This is a genomic window from Streptomyces sp. DH24 (assembly GCF_029813775.1).
Taxonomy (GTDB): Bacteria; Actinomycetota; Actinomycetes; order Streptomycetales; family Streptomycetaceae; genus Streptomyces.
The window spans coordinates 116,395-138,041 of record NZ_JARVKW010000003.1; the positions used below are offsets into that span (position 1 = coordinate 116,395).

General features: G+C 71.9%; 21 protein-coding genes. 6 read left to right on the top strand and 15 right to left on the bottom strand.

Annotated features, from left to right (window positions below; genetic code table 11):
• Positions 1 to 2: 2 nt before the first annotated feature.
• The 3 genes from nhaA to QC282_RS03065 are packed head-to-tail and all read right to left on the bottom strand — an operon-like array spanning position 3 to position 2,316.
• Positions 3 to 1,385 carry a Na+/H+ antiporter NhaA gene (gene nhaA / locus QC282_RS03055; RefSeq protein WP_279547593.1) on the bottom strand — a complete coding sequence of 461 codons (1,383 nt, stop codon included), beginning with the start codon at positions 1,383 to 1,385 and terminating at the stop codon, positions 3 to 5.
• 36 nt (positions 1,386 to 1,421) lie between these two features.
• Positions 1,422 to 1,895: a CBS domain-containing protein gene (locus QC282_RS03060; protein WP_279547594.1), complete on the bottom strand. Its 474-nt coding sequence runs from the start codon at positions 1,893 to 1,895 to the stop codon at positions 1,422 to 1,424.
• Positions 1,882 to 2,316 carry a DUF3040 domain-containing protein gene (locus tag QC282_RS03065; RefSeq protein ID WP_279547595.1) on the bottom strand — a complete coding sequence of 145 codons (435 nt, stop codon included), beginning with the start codon at positions 2,314 to 2,316 and terminating at the stop codon, positions 1,882 to 1,884. The genes QC282_RS03060 and QC282_RS03065 overlap by 14 nt, the downstream gene beginning before the upstream one ends.
• A gap of 350 nt (positions 2,317 to 2,666) precedes the next feature.
• On the opposite strand from QC282_RS03065, the gene QC282_RS03070 reads away from it, so the two are divergent.
• On the top strand, positions 2,667 to 3,851 hold the full coding sequence (locus tag QC282_RS03070) for a CdaR family transcriptional regulator (RefSeq protein WP_279547596.1): 1,185 nt from the start codon (positions 2,667 to 2,669) through the stop codon (positions 3,849 to 3,851).
• 350 nt (positions 3,852 to 4,201) lie between these two features.
• Here QC282_RS03070 and QC282_RS03075 read toward each other — a convergent pair whose 3' ends face one another.
• The 12 genes from QC282_RS03075 to paaA form a co-directional block, all read right to left on the bottom strand.
• Positions 4,202 to 4,513 (bottom strand): PRC-barrel domain-containing protein, encoded by a 312-nt coding sequence (locus QC282_RS03075; RefSeq protein ID WP_279547597.1) that lies wholly within the window; start codon positions 4,511 to 4,513, stop codon positions 4,202 to 4,204.
• A complete protein-coding gene (locus QC282_RS03080; protein ID WP_279547598.1) occupies positions 4,500 to 4,883 on the bottom strand; it encodes a hypothetical protein in 384 nt (127 codons plus the stop codon). Before QC282_RS03080 ends, QC282_RS03075 begins: the two co-directional genes overlap by 14 nt.
• Positions 4,880 to 6,109: an NRAMP family divalent metal transporter gene (locus tag QC282_RS03085; RefSeq protein ID WP_279547599.1), complete on the bottom strand. Its 1,230-nt coding sequence runs from the start codon at positions 6,107 to 6,109 to the stop codon at positions 4,880 to 4,882. Before QC282_RS03085 ends, QC282_RS03080 begins: the two co-directional genes overlap by 4 nt.
• On the bottom strand, positions 6,106 to 6,597 hold the full coding sequence (locus QC282_RS03090) for a hypothetical protein (protein WP_279547600.1): 492 nt from the start codon (positions 6,595 to 6,597) through the stop codon (positions 6,106 to 6,108). The genes QC282_RS03085 and QC282_RS03090 overlap by 4 nt, the downstream gene beginning before the upstream one ends.
• Before the next feature lie 406 nt (positions 6,598 to 7,003).
• Positions 7,004 to 7,546, bottom strand: coding sequence for a DoxX family protein (locus QC282_RS03095; RefSeq protein ID WP_279547601.1), 543 nt, complete (start codon positions 7,544 to 7,546; stop codon positions 7,004 to 7,006).
• Positions 7,547 to 7,756: 210 nt separating this feature from the next.
• Positions 7,757 to 9,955 (bottom strand): discoidin domain-containing protein, encoded by a 2,199-nt coding sequence (locus tag QC282_RS03100; RefSeq protein WP_279547602.1) that lies wholly within the window; start codon positions 9,953 to 9,955, stop codon positions 7,757 to 7,759.
• A 193-nt stretch (positions 9,956 to 10,148) separates the two neighbouring features.
• Positions 10,149 to 11,231 (bottom strand): class I SAM-dependent methyltransferase, encoded by a 1,083-nt coding sequence (locus tag QC282_RS03105; RefSeq protein ID WP_279547603.1) that lies wholly within the window; start codon positions 11,229 to 11,231, stop codon positions 10,149 to 10,151.
• A 128-nt stretch (positions 11,232 to 11,359) separates the two neighbouring features.
• Entirely contained in the window at positions 11,360 to 12,469 is a 1,110-nt protein-coding gene (gene paaE, locus QC282_RS03110; protein WP_279547604.1) for a 1,2-phenylacetyl-CoA epoxidase subunit PaaE, read from the bottom strand.
• Positions 12,469 to 12,984: a 1,2-phenylacetyl-CoA epoxidase subunit PaaD gene (gene paaD, locus QC282_RS03115; protein WP_279547605.1), complete on the bottom strand. Its 516-nt coding sequence runs from the start codon at positions 12,982 to 12,984 to the stop codon at positions 12,469 to 12,471. Before paaD ends, paaE begins: the two co-directional genes overlap by 1 nt.
• Complete coding sequence (gene paaC / locus QC282_RS03120; protein ID WP_279547606.1) at positions 12,978 to 13,808, bottom strand: 1,2-phenylacetyl-CoA epoxidase subunit PaaC; 831 nt, start codon at positions 13,806 to 13,808, stop codon at positions 12,978 to 12,980. Before paaC ends, paaD begins: the two co-directional genes overlap by 7 nt.
• Before the next feature lie 32 nt (positions 13,809 to 13,840).
• Positions 13,841 to 14,143 carry a 1,2-phenylacetyl-CoA epoxidase subunit PaaB gene (gene paaB, locus QC282_RS03125; protein WP_279547607.1) on the bottom strand — a complete coding sequence of 101 codons (303 nt, stop codon included), beginning with the start codon at positions 14,141 to 14,143 and terminating at the stop codon, positions 13,841 to 13,843.
• The gene (gene paaA / locus QC282_RS03130) at positions 14,140 to 15,126 is read right to left on the bottom strand and encodes a 1,2-phenylacetyl-CoA epoxidase subunit PaaA (RefSeq protein WP_279547608.1); all 987 of its coding nucleotides are present in this window, start codon (positions 15,124 to 15,126) and stop codon (positions 14,140 to 14,142) included. The genes paaB and paaA overlap by 4 nt, the downstream gene beginning before the upstream one ends.
• Positions 15,127 to 15,304: 178 nt before the next feature.
• On the opposite strand from paaA, the gene paaI reads away from it, so the two are divergent.
• From paaI to QC282_RS03155, 5 genes are all read left to right on the top strand, one after another.
• Positions 15,305 to 15,736: a hydroxyphenylacetyl-CoA thioesterase PaaI gene (paaI, locus tag QC282_RS03135; protein ID WP_279547609.1), complete on the top strand. Its 432-nt coding sequence runs from the start codon at positions 15,305 to 15,307 to the stop codon at positions 15,734 to 15,736.
• Positions 15,733 to 17,076, top strand: a complete 1,344-nt coding sequence (gene paaK, locus QC282_RS03140) for a phenylacetate--CoA ligase PaaK (protein ID WP_279547610.1) — start codon at positions 15,733 to 15,735, stop codon at positions 17,074 to 17,076. The genes paaI and paaK overlap by 4 nt, the downstream gene beginning before the upstream one ends.
• Before the next feature lie 306 nt (positions 17,077 to 17,382).
• The gene (locus tag QC282_RS03145) at positions 17,383 to 18,888 is read left to right on the top strand and encodes a carboxylesterase/lipase family protein (RefSeq protein WP_279547611.1); all 1,506 of its coding nucleotides are present in this window, start codon (positions 17,383 to 17,385) and stop codon (positions 18,886 to 18,888) included.
• A gap of 152 nt (positions 18,889 to 19,040) precedes the next feature.
• The gene (locus QC282_RS03150; RefSeq protein ID WP_279547612.1) at positions 19,041 to 20,009 is read left to right on the top strand and encodes an ROK family protein; all 969 of its coding nucleotides are present in this window, start codon (positions 19,041 to 19,043) and stop codon (positions 20,007 to 20,009) included.
• 274 nt (positions 20,010 to 20,283) lie between these two features.
• Complete coding sequence (locus QC282_RS03155; protein ID WP_279547613.1) at positions 20,284 to 21,624, top strand: cellulase family glycosylhydrolase; 1,341 nt, start codon at positions 20,284 to 20,286, stop codon at positions 21,622 to 21,624.
• Positions 21,625 to 21,647: the final 23 nt, after the last annotated feature.

Genomic DNA, 21,647 nt, shown 5'->3' on the forward strand with positions numbered 1-21,647 from the left:
AGTCATCCGCCGGCGTCGGACCGGCCGTCGGGGCCACCGCTTCGGTACGGCCGGTCGTGCGGGCGTTTCGCGGCGGGGTCGTGCTGCGCTCCCCTTGCGTCGCCGGACTGGTAGATGTCGGGGATGCCGTCGGCATCCACGTCGGCGGTCTCCGCCTCGTACAGCCGTCTGTACTGGTTGTTCCGCAGTCGCAGCAGGACGCACGACAGCAGCGCGGCGGTCAGTGATCCGAGCAGGACGGCGGCCTTGATGTGCTCCTGGTCCGTCGGGCTCGGGTAGGACAGCTCACCGATGAGCAGCGAGACGGTGAAGCCGATTCCGGCCAGTACGGCCACGGCGAACACGTCCGGCAACGCGAGGTCCGGGCTGAGCCGGGCACGAGTGAAACGGATGGCCAGGTAGGTGCCGCCGAAGACGCCCAGGGCCTTTCCCGCTGCCAGGCCCAGAGCCACACCGAGAGGCTCCGGGCTGGTGACCACGGCTTTCAGCGTGTCGCCCGACACGCTCACCCCGGCTGCGAACAGGGCGAACAGCGGAACGGCCACCCCTGCCGAGATCGGCCGGACCAGGTGGGCGATCTGCTCGGCCGGTCGGCGGCCTGCCTCTCCGTCCTTCGCCACGCGCAGCAGCAGCCCCATGGCGACTCCGGCCACGGTGGCGTGGATGCCGCTGGTGTAGGTCAGGCCCCAGATCACCAGGGCCAGCGGGATGTACCAGTACCAGCCGTGCACCCGCCTCTGGTCGTGCAGGTGGAAGAACAGGCCGAGCCCGAGGATCGCGCCGATGAGGGCGGGCACGTGGATCGTGGAGGTGTAGAAGAGTGCGATGACGATGACGGCGCCCAAGTCGTCGACGACCGCCAGGGTCAGCAAGAAGGCGCGCAGTGCGGAGGGCAGATGGGTGTCGATCACCGCGAGCACGCCCAGGGCGAAGGCGATGTCGGTGGCCATGGGCACGGCCCACCCGTTCCAGGTCCCTCCCATGGACGTCGCGACGATGCCGTAGACGAGCGCGGGGACCGCCATGCCGCTGAACGCCGCGACCACGGGCACGGTCGCCGCCCTGGGTTCACGTAGCTCTCCGACCACCAGCTCGCGTTTCAGTTCCGCGCCGGCGACGAAGAAGAAGATCGCGAGCAGTCCGTCCGCCGTCCAGTGGGCGACGGAGAGGTCCAGGCCCAGGGCCTCGATACCGAAGTGGAAGTCCCGTATCTGCTCGTAGGACGTCCTCAGCGGCGTGTTCGCCCACACCAGTGCCACCGCTGCGGCGGCGAGGAGCACGATGCCGCCGACGGTCTCCGTGCGCAGAGCGTTCCCCACGAACGTGCGCTCCGGCAGAGGGAGACGGCCGAGGAAGGTGCGGGTGCTGTTGGTGCGGTGGCGCATGCGGTCGGTGCCTTTCGGACGCGGACCTCCGAGGCCTCAGGTCGGCATGTGCGCGACCTGGAGCAGACGTTCCAGCAGGCCCGCGGCCGTGATCACGCCGACGAGTCGACCTGAACCGTGGCCGGTCCGTTCGACCACGGCGATGAGCGGGCTCCGGGTGCGGGCCATGAGCTCGGCGACCTCGACGGCTGTCCAGTCGGAATCGGCGGTCGGCAGGAACGGTCGTCCTACGGGAAGGCAGTCGGCGACCGTACGTCCCTGGAGGGCGCGGCAGAGGCGATCGGCGTGCGGTTCGTCGATGACACGGGCCAGTCCACGGTCTTCCTGGACGTAGCCGGGAACCAGTGTCCTGACCACGTCGTGGGCGGGAAGCGCCGCGTACGGCTGCCCTTCGGAATCCGTCACCAGCAGTCCGGGCAGACGCTGCTCGACGATCAGGCGTACGGCCTCGATGGCGTCGGCGTCCTTGGCTACCGAGACGTAGGGCTCTGCGAGATCACGTGCGCGCACGGGTACCCCTTGGACAGGCCGTCGGTGGGTCGGTGGGCAGAAGCTGGGGGCCGCGGCGCGGGAGGCGTTGCCGTGGCGGTGTTCTTGCCGGGAAGCGGCGCTCGCTCTGGGTGGAGACGCCCGCACCGGGGCCGCGCGGTGGCCCCGTGTCCTGACTCGGACTGTTCAGCACAGCGGTGAGGAAGAGTCCCAGGAAGGCGATGATGGTGAACGCCGTGACAGCGACACGCCACCGGTCGCGCTGTTTCTCCCTTCCCTCAGGGACGTCAGCTCCCTCAGGGACGGCAGCGGGTTCTGCTGTCGGTTCGTCCACGAACTGCTGGTTGAGCGCATCCAGGGTCGCGGCCAGGGCGGGATCGTCCTGAGCAAGACGTCGTTCGAGTTGCGCGAGGATGCGTGCCTCGTCCATCTCGGGGTTCATGCCAACCACCTCGAAGCCTGAAGAGATGCTGTCCGTGCCGGGCTCGGGCCAGGGCTTTGCCCGTCCCGTCCACCTGCGTGACGGGCACGGTCGGTGTCCGCGCCGCACCGACGGTGGGAGCGGCGAGCAGACAGGCGAGAGCCACCAGGAGGAAATGGGCGGGCCTCCGGAACAGGGCTGGGGGACGGATTCGGGGCACAGGGCGTACCCCCTTGTTCGCTGTCGAGCGTCTCAGCTGAGCGTTTTACTCACGGATTACCCTGGCCGCCGCGCCGGACGCCTGCCGGACGCGGCCCAGACAATGCCGTCTCGTCTGGCTGTTCCTTGCCGACCTCCGGCAAAATGACCGTATGGCAAGTGGGCAGCAGGGCCCGAACGCACCTGGCGCGGCGGCCGATCCCGCGGTGGCGGTCACAGCGGGATCGTCCGGCAGGGAGTCCGCGGCGGCGAAAGCCCTGGATCCCTGTCTGAGGCAGCTCGCCGAGATCTCCGCCGGCAAAGGGCGGTGGGGTGCGGGCGACCTCGGAAGCCTGCGGGAGGTGGCCGCCGCCGCGGCCGGCCGTGGCGCCCCCCTCACGGCTCTGATCACCGAGTATCTCGACTCCGCCTGCCGCGTGTGGGCGGATTTGCCCGATGCGTGCCGGGAGGAGAGCGTGGAGGGCCTGGCGGCTGTGGCGTCCGCCCACCTGCGGGCGGTCGCCGATGCGACGGTGGCGCTGACCGAGGGGTACGAGACGGCCTTCCGGGCAGCGATCCGCGGGGAGGAGGCGACGCGGCGGGAGTTCGTCGACGACCTTCTGGAGGGGCGCACCAACCTCGGTCGGCTGGCGGAGCGGGCCGAGCGATTCGGGCTCCGGCTGCTCGGACCGCATACCGTCGCCGTCGCCCGCGCCGCGAACCTCTTCGGAGCGGGCGACCCCGCCACCCGCTACGTCGAGGAGGCGCTGATTACCCGGTTCAGCGTCCGCGACGTCCTGACCACCACCAAGGACGGCCTCCTGGTGTGCGTGTCCTCCGGAGAGGGAACGGACGTCTGCGAAGCCTTCGCCACCGCCGTGGGCAACGCGGTCGGCGACCAGTACCAGGTGGCCATCAGCCGGCCAAGGCGCGGTCCCGGCGGCATCGTCCGCTCCCACCAGGAAGCGCGCAGCACCCTCGACCTCGCTGTCCAGCTCAGCTTGCCCGCCCGGGTCGTGCACGCCTCGGACGTTCTGGTCTTCCAGGTCCTCGGCCGGGACCGCGCGGCCATCACCGACCTCGTGGCCACGGTCCTCGGCGGGCTGGAGCAAGCGCGCGGAGGTCCACAGCCGCTGCTGGACACGCTCACCGCCTACTTCGCCAGCGGTTGCCTGAACACCGCCACCGCACGCCGGCTGGGGATGAGCGTACGTACGATCGCCTACCGGCTCAGCCGCATCCGGCAGCTCACCGGCCATGACCCCACCGACCCCGACCAGCGGTACATCCTGCAGACCGCCGCGCTCGGGGCGCGCCTGCTGGACTGGCCTTCGCACCCCCTCCAGTCCGCCGACTGATCCGCTCCGCCGCACTCGGCGACCGACCCGCGCGCGAGGACCACGGGTTGCTGTACGGGGCGGCCGGGTTCGGGCCTGCGGCGGCCACCGCGACTCCCCCGGCGGGCAGGAGGACGGCTGCCGCGCAACCAGGAAGCCCGCCAGGGCGTCGACCCGACCGAACCGGATCGCCGGGACGCGAGGGGCGAGGGGCGAGGACGGCGCGACTCGTGGCCCGGGTCACGGCGGGCGGCCCGCCGACTCCTACGCGTCGTCATGCCCCTTTCCGCGACGCAGCACGAGCCAGGCCAGGACGGCGACCAAGGCCAGGTACTCCAGCCAGGCGAAGAGAACGACCAGCCCTTCCGTCGTCATGAGGCGGACCGCTCGTCGCCGGGGCGGACCACGAGGCGCCGCTGCCGGAAAGAGACGACCCGGGCCCACGGGACCGGCCGGTTCCTGCGGCCGAGTCGGCACGCCAGGGCGGCCAGGAGCCTGGGGCCGTCGACGACGTGTTCGGCGTAGCCGAGGCGGTATGCCAGGGCCGACGGCCCGACGACGACGGCGTCGATGCGCCAGGCCGCGTCCTGCCCGGAGCGGGCGAGGCGCACATCGTGCACCCGGCCGAGCCGACGGCCGTCGGTGTCGACCGCTTCGGCACCGAGCAGGTCAGTCGCTTTCACGCATTCCTCCCGGGAGACGTGAGATCAGATGGCGGCGCAGCCACCGCTCGGGGGCTGTCAGCGCGGGGAACGCGTCGGCCGGGGACGCCAGCCGTACCACGGTGCCGATGTCGTCGATCGCGGCGACCGGGACCTCGACGGGGCCGCGGCGGCCGGACAGCCGTTCGGCCAGACACCTCCACCACCGGCCCGTCCTGCCGCCGAGGCGAGCCGCGAAAGCCTGCTGTCCGATGAGCACCGCCGCGAGGACGGGCGGCCCGTGCTCGCCGGTTGTGAAGAGAAGGTCGTCGACCTTGCCCAGCGAGGTTCCTCCGCTGTCCACGACGTGGCGGTCGAGGAGTTCGAGGCCGGCGTCCAGGTATTCGGTCACAGTCCCGCCTTGGTCGCGATCAGCAGGGGCAGCGCGGCCACCGCTCCGGCGACCACGATGACGAGGTAGACGACCCCGACCGCGTTGGCCACGCGGCCGTTGACCCGGTCGCCCAGGTACCGGCGGTCGTTGGCGATGACCAGGATCGGCAGATAGGTCACCGGCAGGACGGCCGCGCCCAGGTAGACGGCGTAGATGGTGACCGTGACCGGGTTGATCGTGGTCAGGGCAACGGCCACCGCGGCGAGCAGGGTGACCAGCAGCAAGGTGTGGAAGCGGCTGGCGTCGGCCGGGCGGCCGGTCTTGCCCCAGGTCCAGCCGAAGTGGTGCGCGACGGTGTAGCCGGACGACAGCAGCGTCTCGATGGTGGAGCCGAAGACCGCGGCGACGATACCGAGGACGGCCAGCGCAAGTCCGACCTTCCCCAGGGCCAGGACCACGGGCAGAACGGTCTGGCTGAGGTTCTCCACCTGGATCCCGGCCGGCTGAAGGACCTGGTGGGCAACGACCTGGATGCCGATGGCGAGGATGCCTCCGATCGGGTAGCCCACCCAGCAGTTCATCCTCACCTCCATGAGGTTGCGGGCCCGCCAGCGGTGCTCGACGGCCGCGGAGGAGAAGAAGAACACCTCGTAGGGAGTCATCTGCGCGCCCAGCATGACCAGCGCGTAGAAGAAGTACGTGGGCAGTCCCTCACCGAACGGAAGGCTCGGGTGAGTGACATCGTGCGCCATCTGTCCCCAGTCGGGGCCCAGATGCCAGACGGCGACCACGAACACGAACAGCGCCATCCCGGCGAGGCCGTAGACGCGCTCCATCATCGCGAACGGCACCCGCCAGACAACCAGCCAGGCCAGGAACGCCACCGGCGGCACCCACAGCAGGTAGTGCACATCGGTGAGCAGTTCGATCGCCAGCGCGATGCCGCACAGCTCCGCGATCAGAGCGATGGCGTTGACAAGGTAGGAGACCACTACGGCGGCCAGCCCCGTCCGGGCGCCCATCCGCTCGCGGATCAGGTCGAAGACGGTCCGGCGGGTCACCACCGCCACCCGGCCCGCCATCTCCGAGTACAGGGCCACACCGATCACCGCGACGACCGTGACCCACACCAGAGCAAGCCCGAACCGGGCCCCGATCAGGGCATCGGTGATCAGGTCACCGATGTCGATGAACCCGCCGATCGCCGTGAACACCCCGAGCGCCAGGCTGAGGACCTTCTTCACGTCGGCCTCAGCCCTTCCAGTCGCTGCAGCCGGGCGGCGAGTCTCGGCAAAGGCTCGGCGAGCCGGCCCAGTTCACCGAAGCGCCCGGCACGAGCGGCGATCCGCAGGTCGGCCAGCGCGGCCCGGCAGTCCTCCAGCACAGAGGTCACCCTGCTGCGCAACGCCGTGCTGTGCGTGGTGGGTGGCTGGACGGACCCGATGTGGGTGGCGACGGAGTCCAGGGCCGTTTCGGCGTCCGACAGGGCCCTGGCCGTGTACGGGCCGAGAGCCCTGCCTTCCTCGGCCGCGTCCACGACCAGCCGTGCGGTCTGCACCGCCGAGCGCGCCGCCTCCGCCGTGTTGGCGACTTTCTCCTGGTAGTCCGTCTCCGACCGTGAAGGTCCCACGCATGCGCTCAGCGCGACGACCAGCGTCAGGACGCAGCAGGCCTGCCGCGCCGCGCGCCCCGGAGGTCTGTCGGCCGGGACCGTCGTGTCATGGGGCTTCATACGCGGCAGACCGTAGCCGCATGCCGCCGTCGCGCCGGTCGTGCCTCGCCGACGCGGTGAGAAGCCGCCCCTCGACTTCCGCCGTTTCGCGGCAGGACCTGCGCCGACCGGGTCTGTCCGCCGGTGGGGGCGGCGGCTCGTGATCGCAGACTTGTGGAGCTTCGAGAAGGCGGCGCTGACAGGCGACCGCCCAGGCCGTGCGAAGGGGGAGCCCGGTGCGAAGGCGGCATGTGCCGAAGACGCTGCGGCAGATCACGGTGATCCGTTCATGGCAGGGACGTAGCCCGGAGCTCACCGGTGCCGGTGGGACTCCCTCTCCTCGGTCGGTGGACGCAGAGAGGCGCCCGACCGCGATGATGCCGGTCGGGCGCCTCCCATGGCGCCGTCGGAACGCGCGCGGCGGCGGTCAGCCGCGGATCAGCAGGACCAGGCCGCCGAGCACCACGGCGAGCGCCACGGCGGCGGCGCTGTGGGTGAGCCGGTGCGCGCGCAGTCCGGGCAGGAAGCGGTCGACGGCGATCCGGCCGGGCCCGGTGAGGGTCAGTCCGGCCGCACCGGCGATCAGCAGGAGCTCGTACTCGACGCCCTGCGGGGCGAAGAAGCCGCCGCCCCACTTGACGGCCAGCGCGTTGATCATGGTGCCGAGGACGGCGGCGCCGGCGAGCGGCGTGAGCACTCCGAGCGCGAGACCGAGCCCGCCGAGGGTCTCGCTGAGGCCGGCGATCACGGCCATGGCCTGGCCGGCGGGGTAGCCACTCATGGTGAAGAACTGGCCGGTGCCGTCGAGCCCTCCGCCGCCGAACCAGCCGAACAGCTTCTGCGCACCGTGCACGGCGACCGTCAGGCCCAGGGCGACGCGGATGATCAGCAGCCCGGCGTCGTAGGCGTGCGGCGAGGTGCCCTCGTGGGTGGCGGAGGTGCCGGTGGTGCGGGTCAGGGTGGAAGTCATGCGGTTCGGCCCTTCGGGGAGACGACGAGGGTCGCTTGAACTTTCAAGCTTGCGGCCGAGGGTACCTAATGCATGAATGTTCAACAACCTGGCTCGACCCGACCGACCCGGCCGGACCGACCGACCCGACCGGACCGCCCGGCGTGCGTCAGGGGCGTCCGACCGGCCTCGGCCCGTCGGACGCCCTCGGTTCACTCACTCACCGTGGCATCACGGATACGACGTCACCGTCGACGGGACGGTCGAGGTGCCCGACGTCGGCGCGCCGGTGTCGTTGATGACGTGTTCGTACTGGCCGTTGCCGCTCAGCGAGACCACCAGGAGGCTGTGGAACCTGACTCCCGGCTTGACGGGGGCCTTGAAGCCGTGGTCCTGACGGATCGTCGGGTCCACGTTGTAGTAGCAGTAGCTGCCCATGCCCCAGCCTTCGTGGGTGTTCACCGAGTCGTCCACGCGGTAGGCGGCGTAGCCCTTCGTGGCGCCGTTCTGGATGGCTGCCTGGTTGGGCGCGTCGTAGGCCTTCTCGTTCTGGAAGAAGATGGTCCGGCCGCGTTCGCCGTACCACTCGACGTCGTACTTGTTGAAGTGCTCCACGAACAGGCCCGTGGCCAGCACGTCGTCGCCGTTGACGCGGACGCCGTAGTCGGCGCGGTTGGTCTCCCAGCCGACGCCCTCGCCGTGGTCGGCGCGCCACACCCAGGTGTGGTCCACGATCGTGTCGTCACTGTTGACGACGAGGCTGGTGGTGGCCTTGCCGGGACCCGCTCCGCCGATGCGGAAGTAGACGTCCTGGAGGCTGGTGGGGTTGGCGGCGTGGTCGGCGGAGGCGTTCGCCGGGCCGATCTCCATCAGTGTCGGGGAGTTGACCGTGCCCGCGTCGATGAGGAAGCCCGCGAGCTTCACCCCGTCCACGTCGGCGACCCGCATGGCCGTGACGCCGTTGTCCGGGATGATCGTGGCCAGACCGAGGCCGAGGACGACGGTGTTGGCCCGGTCGACGTCGATGGTCTGGTCGACGTGGTAAATGCCGGGCGTGAACAGCAGGTTCAGGCCCTGCGCGAGCGCGGCGTTGAGGGTGGCGGCGGTGGCGCCGGGCTTGACCACGTAGAAACGGCTCAGCGGGATGGACTCGCCCTGCGGGGTGCCGCTCGCCCAGGTGGTGCCGCGGGCGTTGGTGCGCTTGGCGGGCACGAACACCTTGAACTCGCCGCCGTCCTGGTACAGGAACGGCTTCTCGCGGGAGACGGGCGTGGTGTCGAGCGTGGTGTAGCGGGGCTCCGGGAAGGAGTTGGCGGGCGCGCCCTCGACGCCCGAGAAGGTCATGTTCCAGACGCTGTTGGTCCAGCCGCCGACGGTGCTGTCGCGGGTGTACCACTGCTGCTGCGAGTACGGTCCGACGGTGCCGTCCACCTTGGTGTCGGCGATGTAGCCGCCGCTGGCCCAGCCGTAGCCCGCCGGGGCGAGGTTGAGGCCGCCCTTGACGTGCATGCGGCGGAAGGATGCGGCCTGGGAGACCGCCCAGCGGTTGGTGCCGTTGACCGGGTTGAGCGCCAGGTTCTCGGCGGCCCGCCAGAAGTTCTGGGTCGCGTTGCCGTTGAACCAGCCCGCGTCGACGGTCACGTCACCGTTGATGGTGGTGTCGTCGGGGCGCAGGCCGAGCCCGGCGATCTGGGTGTAGAAGCCGATCTGCGCGTTGAGGTTGTTGTACGTGCCCGGCTTGAAGAAGAACGCGTGCCGGCCGGTGCCGAACTGCGCCGACTCCTGCTGGCGGAAGACCTGGTCGAGCCTGCCCTGGATGTCGGGCGTGGTGGGGTCGATGATGTGCACGTTGGGGCCGAGGTCGCCGCCGCCGGGCAGCGTCGGGCCGCCGTCGCCCGCGGTGCCGTACACCTGGAACTCCCACAGCGAGTAGCCGTAGGGGGTCGCGCGGGTCTCGCCGTGCACGCGGACGTAGCGCGCGCTGCCGGAGACGTTGACCGTCTCGGTGCCGCCGGCACCGGTCGTGGTGGAGTACGCGGTGGTCCAGTCGGTGCCGTTGGCGGACAGCTGGATGCGGTAGGCCTTGGCGTGGGCGACCTCCCAGCGCAGGACGACCTGTTCGACGGAGGCGGTGGCGCCGAGGTCGACGCGGATCCACTGGGGGTCGGAGAAGGCGCTCGACCAGCGGGTGGTGAGGTTGCCGTCGACGGCGGCGCCGGCGGGGGTTCCGGCGTTCTCCTGGCTGGACGCGGTGACCGGCTTGCCCTGCGAGAGCAGCACCGGGGCGGCCTGGGCCGCGGAGGCGGGCAGGAGGGCGAGCAGCGTGCCGAGGAGGGCGGCGACGACCGTGCCGGCGATCCCTCTCCGGGCGGCGGGCACGGGGTGCGGTCTGCGCGGCGGTCTCGCCGCGGTGGGGCCGACTGCGGGCATGAAAGTGTCTCCTCGTAAGGGGAGTTGAGGGGATGCGCCGGAGTGCGGGAGAGCGCTCTCCCCGCACCTTGCCCGCGCGCCGGATGCCGGTCAAGAACCCTGACAGCACTTTCCTTCGACCTTGACTTAAGTAGGGGTGGAATCAGGGCGGGACGGCGGAAGGACCGCGGGACAGGGGTTGGCGCCCGGCGGGTCAGTCCTTGGTCGCCACGTAGTACACGTTGATCGGATCGCCCTCCACCGACGTGACGTCGACGTTCCGGAAGCCCGCCTCACGGAGCATCCGCACCGCCGTCTCCGTACCCCACACCGTGCCGAGGCCCGCCCCGCCGGTGCTGAGGGAGGTCGTCATGCAGTAGAAGACGGAGAAGCCGTACAGGGCGGGCCCGAAGGGGTGCCCGATGTTCTTCTCCAGGCTGCTGGACGCGGCGATGTCGCACATCAGGAACGTTCCGCCGGGGCGCAGCGCCCCGGCGATCGCCGTGAGCGTCTCGGCGGGCCGGGCCAGGTCGTGGATCACGTCGAACGCGGTGATCAGGTCGTACTCGCCGGTGATCCGCGTGGAGTCGCCGACACTGTGGCGGACGTTGCCGACGCCCGCCCGGGCCGCCTCGGCGCGCGCCGCCTCGATGCCGGCCTCCGACTGGTCCAGGCCGTGGAACCGGCTCGCCGGGAAGGCCCGCGCCAGCACGAGCGGGGCGTGGCCGTGACCGGTGCCGACGTCGAGCACGTCGATGCCCTCGGCGAGCCGCTCCGGGAGTCCCGGCACGAGCGGCACGATGAGGCTCACGAGCGCCTGGTCGTAGACCCGGGCGGTCTCCTCGGCCTGCAGCGCCTGGAACCTGGGGTAGGCCGAGTACGGCACGCCGCCGCCCTCGCGGAAGCAGCGCAGCACCCGCTGTTCGACCTCGCCCATCAGCGCGATGTACGGCATCATCCCGGCGAGGTTGTCCGGGCCGGCCGCGCTGGTCAGCGAGGCGGCGTGCTCGGGCGGCAGGGTGTACGTCCCGGTCTCCGGCTCGTACTCGACGATGCCGCCGACGACCATGCCGCCCAGCCATTCGCGTACGTACCGCTCGTCCAGGTCCGCCGCCTCGGCGAGGTCGGCGCCGGTCACCGGCGGCAGGCCGGCGAGCGTGTCGAACAGGCCGCTCTGGTGGCCGACACTGACGAGCAGGGCGAGGGCGCCCTTGTTGAGCACGTCGGCCATGTCGCCCGCGAAGGCGTCACGCCGGGCCGGATCGAGTGGCGTCCGCCGAGGTGCGGGACTGGACATGTCCACTCCTTCCCTCGGGCCGGTGCCGACGAGAGACGGTCCCGTTCATCACGCTACGCCGGAATCGTGACGCGGACCTCGCGGAGCGGACCTCGCGGAGCGGAGGCGGCGGTCCGGCCCGCCGCGCCTCAGCTGTCGAAGTCGACCGTGAGCGTGTCGGAGGCCGGGAAGCTCTGGCACGTCAGGACGTAGCCCGCGTCGACCTCGGACCGTTCGAGGGCGTAGTTGCGGCGCATGTCGGCCTTGCCCTCGGTGACCAGCGCGCGGCAGGTGCCGCACACACCTCCCTTGCAGGCGAACGGCAGGTCGGGGCGGATCCGGGAGGCCGCGTCGAGGACGGTGGACTCGCGGGACAGGGCGGAGGTCGTGGAGCGGCCGTCCAGGACGACGGTGACCTGGCTGACCGGCCCGTCGGCGCGCGGTTCCTCGTGGCGCAGGGGCCGCACCGGTTCGTCGTCGGCGTAGAACAGCTCCTGGTGGACGCGCTGTTCGGGCACGCCGAGCCCGGTGAGCAGGCGGCGCGCGTCGCGCACCATGCCGTGCGGGCCGCACAGCCACCAGTGGTCGGCGCCGTTCACGTCGACCAGGCCGTCCACGAGGGCGGCGAGCCGGTCGGCGTCCAGCCGTCCGGACAGCAGGTCGGCCTCGCGCGGCTCGCGCGACAGGACGTGGGCGAGCTGGAAGCGGGTGGGGTACAGGTCCTTCAGGTCGGCCAGCTCGTCGGCGAACATCACCGTGCCGGTACGGCGGTTGCCGTAGAACAGCGTGACCCGGGACCGGTCGTCGGCGGCCAGGACCGACTCGGCGATGGACAGCATCGGCGTGATGCCGGAGCCGGCCGCGATCAGGACGTGGTGGCCGGGCGTGCTCAGGTCGGGCGTGAACGCGCCGGTGGGGGCCATGACGTCGACGGTGTCGCCGGGCCGGACGTCGCGGACCAGCCAGGAGGAGAACAGTCCGCCGGGCACCTCCCGCACACCGATCCGCGGCGCGGCACCGGCCGGTGAGCAGATGGAGTACGAGCGCCGCTCGTCGCGTCCGTCCACCCGGCGGCGCAGGGTGAGCGACTGGCCCGGCGCGAAGGCGAACTCGTCGGCCAGTTCGGCGGGGATGTCGAAGCCGACGGCGACCGCGTCCTCGCACAGCCGCTGGACCGTGGCCACGCGCAGGGCGTGGAAGGCCGGGCGGCGGCGCGGGCGCGGGGCGACTGCCGCGGTGGGGGCCGACACGTCCTGCATCAGATCTCCTTGACGTACTCGAAGGGTTCGCGGCAGGCGAGGCAGCGCCACAGCGCCTTGCAGGAGGTGGCGCCGAAGCGGGAGGTCTCCTCCGTGTCCGCGGAGCCGCAGCGCGGGCAGGGCACGGTCCGCCGCGTGGCGGACAGCACCAGCGGCACCGGTCCGGGTGCCGGGCGCGGGGCGGGGCCGGGCGGTGCGATGCCGTGCTCGGCGAGCTTGCGCCGGCCCTGCGGGGTGATCCAGTCGGTGGTCCACGGCGGGTCGAGGACCGTGCGCACCCGCACCTGCTCGTACCCGGCGGCCCGCAGCCGCGCGGCCACGTCGGCGCGCATCTCGGACATGGCCGGGCAGCCGGAGTACGTCGGGGTGAGGTCGGCGACCACCGTGCCGTCGGCCTCGACGCGCACGTCCCTGAGCACGCCGAGGTCGGCGAGGGTCAGCATGGGCAGCTCGGGGTCCGGGACCCCCTCGGCGATGTGCCGCGCGCGCCGGGCGTCGGCCAGGGTGGTCACCATGTCGCCCCCGGGTGGGCGCGGGCCACGCTCTGCAGTTCGGCCAGCAGCGGGGCGAGGTGCTCGGTGTGCTCGCCGGCGCGCCCGGAGCCGGGCAGCGGCGTCGCCTGCGGCAGCGGCAGACCCGCGGCCCCGGTGACCTGCCGCAGGACGGCGTCGACCTCCGTGCGGGCGTCGTGCGCGGCGAACAACTCGCCGACGTAGGGCATGACGCGCTCCAGCCCGGCCCGCATCCGCCGGTGGGACTCGTCGGTGCCGTCGCCGAGCCGGACGACCCATTCGGCGGCGTACTGCCGGTGGTACGTCAGCTCCTTGACGCCCTTGGCGGCGACGGCGGCGAGCACCGGGTCGGCCGTGGTGGCGAGGTGCTGGAAGTGCGCGAGCCGCCAGCTGGACAGGACCAGCAGCCGGGCGACGCAGAACGCGAAGTCGCCGCCGGGGAGTTCGGCGAGGCGGACGTTGCGGAAGTCGCCGGCGTCGCGGAAGTAGGCGTAGGCGTCCTCGCCGCGTCCGGTGCCGTCGACCTGGCCGCAGCGGGCGTACAGCAGGCGGGCCTGGCCGAGCAGGTCGAGGCCGATGTTGGCGAGCGCCACCTCCTCCTCCAGCTCCGGAGCGCGGGTGGTCCACTCGGCGAGGCGCTGCGCCGAGACGAGGGCGTCGTCGCCGAGGGCGAGGCAGCTCGCGGCCAGCTCCGCGGTGTCCACGCCGTCGGGCACGGCGGTGCTGACGCCGTGCAGGGGGTCCTCGAAGCCGGTCCCGAAGGCCCAGCGCGCGTCGCTGTCCTCGTGGTCCTCGGCGAGGGACAGGTAGACGTGGTCGTCGCTCATGCCGTGCTCCTGGAGTCGCTCATGCCCGGCTCCTAGATGTGCGGGACGTCGTCGGGGATGTCGTAGAACGTGGGGTGCCGGTAGACCTTGTCGGCGGCGGGCGCGAAGAAGGGGTCCTTCTCGTCGCGTGTGGAGGCCGCGATGTGCTCGGAGCGGACCACCCAGATGCTGACGCCCTCGTTGCGCCGGGTGTACAGGTCGCGGGCGTGGGTGAGGGCCATGCGGTCGTCGGCGGCGTGCAGCGAGCCGACGTGGACGTGGTTCAGCCCGCGCTTGCCGCGGACGAACACCTCGTACAGCGGCCAGTCGGCCTTCGGTGCCTGCGTGTCACTCATGCGACGGCTTCCTTCCGTGCCCGGGCGGCCTGCTTGGCGGCGTGCGCGGCGGCGGCCTCGCGCACCCAGGCGCCCTCCTCGTGTGCGGTGCGGCGGCGTTCGACGCGCTGCGCGTTGCAGGGGCCGTCGCCCTTGATGACCCGCATCAGCTCGTCCCAGTCGGGGGTGCCGAAGTCGTGACGCCCGCGCTCCTCGTTCCAGCGCAGCTCGGGGTCGGGCAGGGTCACGCCGAGCTTCTCGGCCTGCGGGACGGTCATGTCGACGAAGCGCTGCCGCAGTTCGTCGTTGCTGTGCCGCTTGATCTTCCAGGCCATGGAGGCGGCCGAGTTCGGCGAGTTGTCGTCGGGCGGGCCGAACATCATCAGCGACGGCCACCACCAGCGGTTCACCGCGTCCTGCACCATCTCCCGCTGGGCGTCGGTGCCGCGCATCATCGTCATCAGCAGCTCGTAGCCCTGCCGCTGGTGGAAGGACTCCTCCTTGCAGATCCGCACCATGGCACGCGCGTACGGGCCGTAGGAGCTGCGGCACAGCGGCACCTGGTTGCAGATGGCCGCGCCGTCCACGAACCAGCCGATCACACCGACGTCGGCGAAGGTCGGCGTCGGGTAGTTGAAGATCGACGAGTACTTCTGCCGTCCCTCGATCAGCCGCTCGGTCAGGTCCGCGCGGTCGGCACCGAGGGTCTCGGCGGCCGAGTACAGGTAGAGCCCGTGCCCGGCCTCGTCCTGGACCTTGGCGAACAGGATCGCCTTGCGGCGCAGCGACGGCGCCCGGGTGATCCACTCCCCCTCCGGCTGCATGCCGATGATCTCGGAGTGGGCGTGCTGGGCGATCTGCCGGATCAGCGTCCTGCGATAGCCCTCGGGCATCCAGTCGCGCGGCTCGACGCGCTGGTCCCGCGCGATGGTGCGGTCGAACTGCTCCTGGAGCTCCGGCGGAGCCTCGTCCTCCGTCGTGGAGCGGGTGTGCGCTGCGGTCATCCGTACCACCTAACCCTACCGACCATTCGTTCGGTCCATGATATGCCGAGAACCCCGGCTCGGGGCAACAGTCCGTCCGCACTCGCCCGGCCTCTTGACAGGCGCGGCGTCCGGCGGATTTCCTGACTGCGCCGCACGATAACCGAATGTTCGGTCGGGAGACAGGGTGGTGCACGCAGTGACGCGGACGACGGACGCGACACCGGGACCCGTCGAGCGGATGCTCGCCGCGGACGAGGCGTCCCGGGGCCTCGGCATCGAACTGCTGGAGCACGGCGAAGGGACCGCCGTGCTGCGCATGACGGTGACCGCCGCCATGGTCAACGGCCACCGGATCGCCCACGGCGGGTACCTGTTCCTGCTGGCCGACAGCGCCTTCGCCTGCGCCTGCAACAGCCACGGCCCCGTCACCGTGGCGGCCGGCGCCGACATCGACTTCGTCGCGCCCGCGTACGAGGGCGACGTCCTGGTGGCCACGGCCCGGGAGCGCACCCGGTTCGGCCGCAGCGGCATCTACGACGTGAGTGTCGTACGCGGTGACACGGTCGTCGCGGAGTTCCGCGGCCGAAGCCGCAGCATCCGGAGCACGGAACGCGAGGAGTCGCCATGATCAGCGAACCGACCCCGACGGCCGCCGCGCCCCGCCGGGGGGAGCCGCTGCCCGCGCAGTTGCTGGACGAGGCCGAGCGCATGACCCGCGAGGAGGTGCGGGACCTCCAGCTCCGGCGCCTGCGGGCGACACTGCGGCACGCGTACGACAACGTGGAGCTGTACCGCAAGAAGTTCGACGGCGCCGGTGTCAGGCCCGAGGACTGCCGCACTCTGGAGGACCTGGCGCGCTTCCCGTTCACCACCAAGGCCGATCTGCGCGACACCTACCCCTTCGGCATGTTCGCCGTCCCCATGGCGGACGTGCGCCGCGTGCACGCCTCCAGCGGCACCACCGGGCGGCCCACCGTGGTGGGCTACACCGAGCGGGACCTGTCGAACTGGGCCGATCTGGTGGCCCGTTCGATCCGCGCCGCGGGCGGCCGTCCCGGCCACAAGGTCCATGTCAGCTACGGGTACGGCCTGTTCACCGGCGGCCTCGGCGCGCACTACGGCGCCGAGCGCGCGGGCTGCACCGTGATCCCCGCCTCCGGCGGCATGACCGCACGCCAGGTGCAGATCATCCAGGACTTCCGGCCCGAGATCATCATGGTCACGCCGTCCTACATGCTCACTCTGCTGGACGAGTTCGAGCGGCAGGGCGTCGACCCGCGCTCCACCTCGCTGCGCGTCGGCATCTTCGGCGCCGAGCCGTGGACCGAGGAGATGCGGCGCGAGATCGAGGACCGCATGGACATCCACGCCGTCGACATATACGGCCTGTCCGAGGTGATGGGCCCGGGCGTCGCCCAGGAGTGCGTGGAGACCAAGGACGGCCTGCACGTGTGGGAGGACCACTTCTACCCCGAGGTCGTCGACCCGCTCACCGACGAGGTCATGGCCGACGGAGACAGCGGCGAACTCGTCTTCACCACGCTCACCAAGGAGGCGCTGCCGGTCGTCCGGTACCGCACCCGCGACCTGACCCGGCTGCTGCCGGGCACGGCGCGGCCCGGTTTCCGCCGCATCGAGAAGATCACCGGCCGCTGCGACGACATGATCATCCTGCGCGGGGTGAACGTCTTCCCCAGCCAGATCGAGGAGATCGTGCTGCGTACGCCCGGCGTCGCCCCGCACTTCCAGATCCGGCTGACCCGGCGGGGCCGCATGGACCACATGACCGTCCTGGTGGAGGCCAGGCCCGACGCGGCGCCCGCCCAGCGGGAGGCGGCGGCCCTCGCCGTCGCCCGGGGCGTCAAGGACGGCGTCGGCGTGAGCGTCGAGGTGACCGTGGTCGACCCGGAGACCCTGGAACGCTCGGTGGGCAAGCTGCGCCGGGTGAAGGACCTCCGGGAGGACTGAGGGGGCGGTCGTGATCGGGCGGCGCGCCGGCTCGGACCGGCCGGGGCACGAGCCGGCCGGCACGGACACGCCGGGACACGAGCCGGCCGGGGCACGGACAGGCACTCCTGGGTCGGCAGCGGCCGCCGGCCGACCGAGGGGCCGACGGCCGCCGAGCGGGGAGGAAGACGGCCGGCCAAGGAGGAGGACGGCCGACCGTACGGGGATGGGGACGGCCGGCCGTGCGGGGAACGATGATCGTCCGCTCACGGGGAAGGATCACCACGGGCGCCCTCGCCCCGGCCCAGCCGCCCGGAAGGAACCGCCATGACGCTCCGCACCCCGCCGTCCGGCCCGGCGTACCCGGTCGTGCGCACGGCCCACGGCCCCGTCCGTGGCGAGCGCCGCACCTCCGGGGTGCGGTTCCTCGGTGTTCCGTACGCCCGGCCGCCGGTCGGTCCGCTGCGGTTCGCGGCGCCCGTGCCACCGGAGCCGTGGACGCGGGTGCGCGACGCGACGGCGTACGGGCCGACCGCGCAGCGGCGTGCGTTCGCCGAGGTCACCACGATCCCCGAGCCGACGGTGCCGGGCCCGGACATCCTCAACCTCAACGTGTTCACGCCCGACCCCTCCCCCGGCGCCGGCCTGCCGGTGCTGGTGTGGATCCACGGCGGCGGGTTCGTGGCCGGGTCGGCGGCCAGTCCCTGGTACGACGGCGCCGCCTTCAACCGGGAGGGCGTCGTGGTCGTGTCGGTCGGCTACCGGCTCGGCGTCGAGGGCTTCCTGAGCCTGCCGGACGCACCGGACAACAGGGGTGTGCGGGACTGGATCGCCGCTCTGGAGTGGGTGCGCGACAACATCACCGCCTTCGGGGGCGACCCGGCGAAGGTCACCGTCGCCGGGCAGTCGGCGGGCGGCGGGGCCGTCCTGACGCTGCTGGCGACGCCGTCCGCCCAGGGCCTGTTCCGTGCGGGCATCTCCGCGTCCGGCGCCGTGATGCGGCCGCAGGGGCGGGACGTGGCCGACGCGGTGCGGCGCCTGTTCACCGCCCGCACCGGCGTCCCGGCCACGGCCGCCGCGCTCCAGGACCTCACCGACGCCCGGCTCCTCGCCCACCAGGACCGGTTGAACGCCCCGGGGCCGGAACGCACGGCGCTGCCGATGCTGGCCCTCGCCCCGTTCGCCGACGGCGAGCTCGTCCCCGAACCGGTGCCGGACGCCCTCGTCGCGGGCGACGCGGGGGCGGACGTCCCGCTGCTGCTGGGTTGCACCGCGCACGAGTTCAACGGCATCCCGCAGCCGGACACCACGCCCGAGGACGTCCGGGTGATGCTCACCGCGCACGGTCTGGACGAGGCGCACATCCGGCGGTTCCTGGACAGCTGTGACGGCGGTCCCGGCGATCTGCTGAACCAGGCCGTCACGGACACCACGTTCCGTTTCCCCGCCGTCGCCGTCGCCGAGGCCCGCGCCCGGCGCGAACGGCCCACGTGGCTCTACGAGTTCCGGTGGCCGTCCACCGCGCCGGCGTTCGCCGGTCTCGCGCACCACTGCACGGACCTGCCCTTCGCCTTCGACCTCCTCGGCGCCGAAGGTGTCACGGCCGTCCTCGGTACGCGTCCGCCCCAGCACCTGGCCGACGCCGTGCACGGTGCCTGGGTCGCCTTCGTGCGCGATCTCGATCCCGGCCCCGACTGGCCCCGCCACACGACGCGGGACCGCTCGACCCGGATCTGGGACAGCACGCCGCGCAGCGAGAGCGATCCGCTGGGCGCGCTGCGGGAGATCTGGTCTCCGCTCCTGTCGGACCCGACCTCGATCCTGGAGAACTGAACCGGTTCTGTAAAGGCAGGGGGCCATAAGGATCGCGCAACCCACTAAACCCGAACTGAACCGAGGCTCCGCTCTAGGCAACGTTGTCAGACCTGTGCACAGTGTGCTGCGCGGGACGCCGCGTCCCGCGTCGCTCACGAAGGGCTGAGGTGATGGTGTACGGAGCACTGGACATCGGCGGCACGAAGATCGCCGGCGCGCTGGTCGACCCGGAGGGCCGGCTGGTAGCGCGGGCGCAGCGGCCGACTCCCGCCACCGAACCCGCCGAGGCGCTGATGGCCGCGGTCACGGCGGTCCTGGACGACCTGTCCGCGCATCCGGCCTGGGACGCCCTCGGCTGCCTGGGCATCGCCGGCGCGGGTCCGGTCGACACGGCGGCCGGGACCGTGAGCCCCGTCAACATCCCGGGCTGGCGCTGCTTTCCGCTGGTCGCGCGGGTGGCGGCGCATCCCCGGGTGCCCGCGCGCGTGGCGCCCGTACTGGTAGGTGACGCCGTCGCGATGACCGCGGCCGAGCACTGGCTGGGCGCCGCCCGGGGCGTGGACAACGCCCTGTGCATGGTGGTGTCGACGGGGGTCGGCGGCGGGCTCGTGCTCAACGGGCGGCTGCACACGGGGCGTTCGGGCAACGCCGGACACATCGGGCACATCCCGGTCGATCTGAACGGGCCGCGGTGTCCGTGCGGCGGCCGTGGCTGCGTGGAGCGCATGGCGAGCGGCACGGCGATCGCGGCGCACGCCCGCGCCCTGGGGTGGACCCCTCCCCCGGGCGGCACGGCGACGGCCGCCGCGGTCGCCGCCGCCGCACGCGCGGGCGAGGGCAGGGCGCTGGCGGCGTACGAGCGGGCGGCGCGGGCGCTGGCCGCCGGCATCGCCGCGACGATCACCCTCGTCGAACTGGACCTGGTGGTGATCGGCGGCGGCGTGTCCCAGGCCGGCGACACGCTCTTCGCGCCGCTGCGCCGCCTGATGGCCGAGTACGCGGCCCTGGACTTCGCCCGCGACGTGCCGATCGTGCCGGCCCGGCTGGCGCTGGACGCCGGGCTGATCGGCGCGGCCGCCGCCGCGCACCGAAGCGCGGCGGAGGCGTTCGCGAGGAGTCCGGAACTGAACTCCAGCTAAACTTAACCGGTTTGGCGACAGCGGTTGTCACCCCGGTTTTCTCGCTCTAGCCTCTTTCCCAGTCGCCGATCGGAACGCGTACGACGACCGCCCTTTCGCCCTGCCGGGCACGAACGGCGGATTTCCTTCGGTGAATTGCCGTCCCGCTGTCCCGGGTGAGCCGCACTTCGCGCCCGGTCGACAGCGGGAATCCACGCCGGAACGACGGCCCGTTTCCCCTGCTCGGAAACGGGCCGCAATTCCCGGTACCCGTGCGACCACGTTGGGAGCAGGAATGAAGAAGAGACTGGCCACCGCCGCGGGAGCGCTGCTGGCCGTCGCGGCCTCGGTGCTCGCCGCCCCTTCGGCCGCCCAGGCGAAGGAGACCGCCGCGGCGGGCTTCCACGTCAGTGACGGCCGGCTGCTGGACGCCAACGGCAACAACTTCGTGATGCGCGGCGTGAACCACGCCCACACCTGGTACACCTCCCGGACCCCGCAGGCACTGAAGGACATCAAGGCGCTGGGCGCCAACTCCGTTCGTGTGGTGCTGAGTTCGGGTCACCGGTGGACCAGGAACGACACCGCGGACGTGGCCGCCGTGGTCTCCCAGTGCAAGGCCAACCGGCTCGTCTGCGTCCTGGAGGCGCACGACACCACGGGCTACGGCGAGCAGAGCGGCGCGGCCACCCTGGCCCAGGCGGTGGACTACTGGCTGTCGGTGCAGGACGCCGTGAAGGGCCAGGAGAAGTACGTCGTCGTCAACATCGGGAACGAGCCGTACGGCAACACCGGTCACAGCGCCTGGACCTCGGACACGAAGAACGCCATCGCGCGGCTGCGGAACGCCGGTTTCGACCACACGCTCATGGTCGACGCCCCCAACTGGGGCCAGGACTGGTCGTTCACGATGCGGGACAACGCGGAGCAGGTGTTCGCCACCGACCCCGACCGCAACACCGTGTTCTCGATTCACATGTACGGCGTCTTCGACACCTCGGCGGAGGTGTCCGACTATCTGAACCGGTTCGTGTCCAAGAAACTCCCGATCGTGGTCGGGGAGTTCGGCAACGACCACTCGGACGGCAACCCGGACGAGGACGCCATCATGGCCACCACCCAGCGGCTCGGCCTGGGCTACCTGGGCTGGTCCTGGAGCGGCAACGGCGGCGGCGTCGAGTACCTCGACATGGCCACCGGCTTCGACGCCTCGCAGCTCACCCCGTGGGGCCGGCGGATGTTCGACGGCGCCAACGGCATCAAGCAGACGTCCCGTGAGGCGAGCGTCTTCTCGGGCGGCGGCCAGACCCCGACGATCGGCAGCTGCGCCGTCTCCTACCGGGTCAACGGCTGGGGCGGCGGCTTCAACGCGGACGTGACCGTCCGCAACACCGGCACCGCCGCGGTGCAGGGCTGGCAGCTCGACTTCGCCTTCGGCGGCGAGCAGACCGTGAAGTCCGCGTGGAACGCCAAGGTCACCCAGTCCGGCAAGCAGGTACGGGCCACGCCGGAGCCCTGGACCGGGACGATCCCGGCGGGCGGCAGCGTGAGCTTCGGCTTCAACGCCTCCTCCACCGGCGGCGACACGGTCCCGGCCTCGTTCACGCTCAACGGCACGACCTGCGCCAAGAGCTGAGCCGGACGCCGCGGGACGGGCGA

Excerpts from the sequence above, each read along its gene's own strand:
- nhaA (WP_279547593.1), bottom strand. The coding sequence starts at position 1,385 with ATGCGCCACCGCACCAACAGCACCCGCACCTTCCTCGGCCGTCTCCCT.
- QC282_RS03065 (WP_279547595.1), bottom strand. The coding sequence starts at position 2,316 with ATGAACCCCGAGATGGACGAGGCACGCATCCTCGCGCAACTCGAACGA.
- QC282_RS03070 (WP_279547596.1), top strand. The coding sequence starts at position 2,667 with ATGGCAAGTGGGCAGCAGGGCCCGAACGCACCTGGCGCGGCGGCCGAT.
- QC282_RS03090 (WP_279547600.1), bottom strand. The coding sequence starts at position 6,597 with ATGAAGCCCCATGACACGACGGTCCCGGCCGACAGACCTCCGGGGCGC.
- QC282_RS03095 (WP_279547601.1), bottom strand. The coding sequence starts at position 7,546 with ATGACTTCCACCCTGACCCGCACCACCGGCACCTCCGCCACCCACGAG.
- QC282_RS03100 (WP_279547602.1), bottom strand. The coding sequence starts at position 9,955 with ATGCCCGCAGTCGGCCCCACCGCGGCGAGACCGCCGCGCAGACCGCAC.
- QC282_RS03105 (WP_279547603.1), bottom strand. The coding sequence starts at position 11,231 with ATGTCCAGTCCCGCACCTCGGCGGACGCCACTCGATCCGGCCCGGCGT.
- paaE (WP_279547604.1), bottom strand. The coding sequence starts at position 12,469 with ATGCAGGACGTGTCGGCCCCCACCGCGGCAGTCGCCCCGCGCCCGCGC.
- paaD (WP_279547605.1), bottom strand. The coding sequence starts at position 12,984 with ATGGTGACCACCCTGGCCGACGCCCGGCGCGCGCGGCACATCGCCGAG.
- paaC (WP_279547606.1), bottom strand. The coding sequence starts at position 13,808 with ATGAGCGACGACCACGTCTACCTGTCCCTCGCCGAGGACCACGAGGAC.
- paaB (WP_279547607.1), bottom strand. The coding sequence starts at position 14,143 with ATGAGTGACACGCAGGCACCGAAGGCCGACTGGCCGCTGTACGAGGTG.
- paaA (WP_279547608.1), bottom strand. The coding sequence starts at position 15,126 with ATGACCGCAGCGCACACCCGCTCCACGACGGAGGACGAGGCTCCGCCG.
- paaK (WP_279547610.1), top strand. The coding sequence starts at position 15,733 with ATGATCAGCGAACCGACCCCGACGGCCGCCGCGCCCCGCCGGGGGGAG.
- QC282_RS03145 (WP_279547611.1), top strand. The coding sequence starts at position 17,383 with ATGACGCTCCGCACCCCGCCGTCCGGCCCGGCGTACCCGGTCGTGCGC.
- QC282_RS03150 (WP_279547612.1), top strand. The coding sequence starts at position 19,041 with ATGGTGTACGGAGCACTGGACATCGGCGGCACGAAGATCGCCGGCGCG.
- QC282_RS03155 (WP_279547613.1), top strand. The coding sequence starts at position 20,284 with ATGAAGAAGAGACTGGCCACCGCCGCGGGAGCGCTGCTGGCCGTCGCG.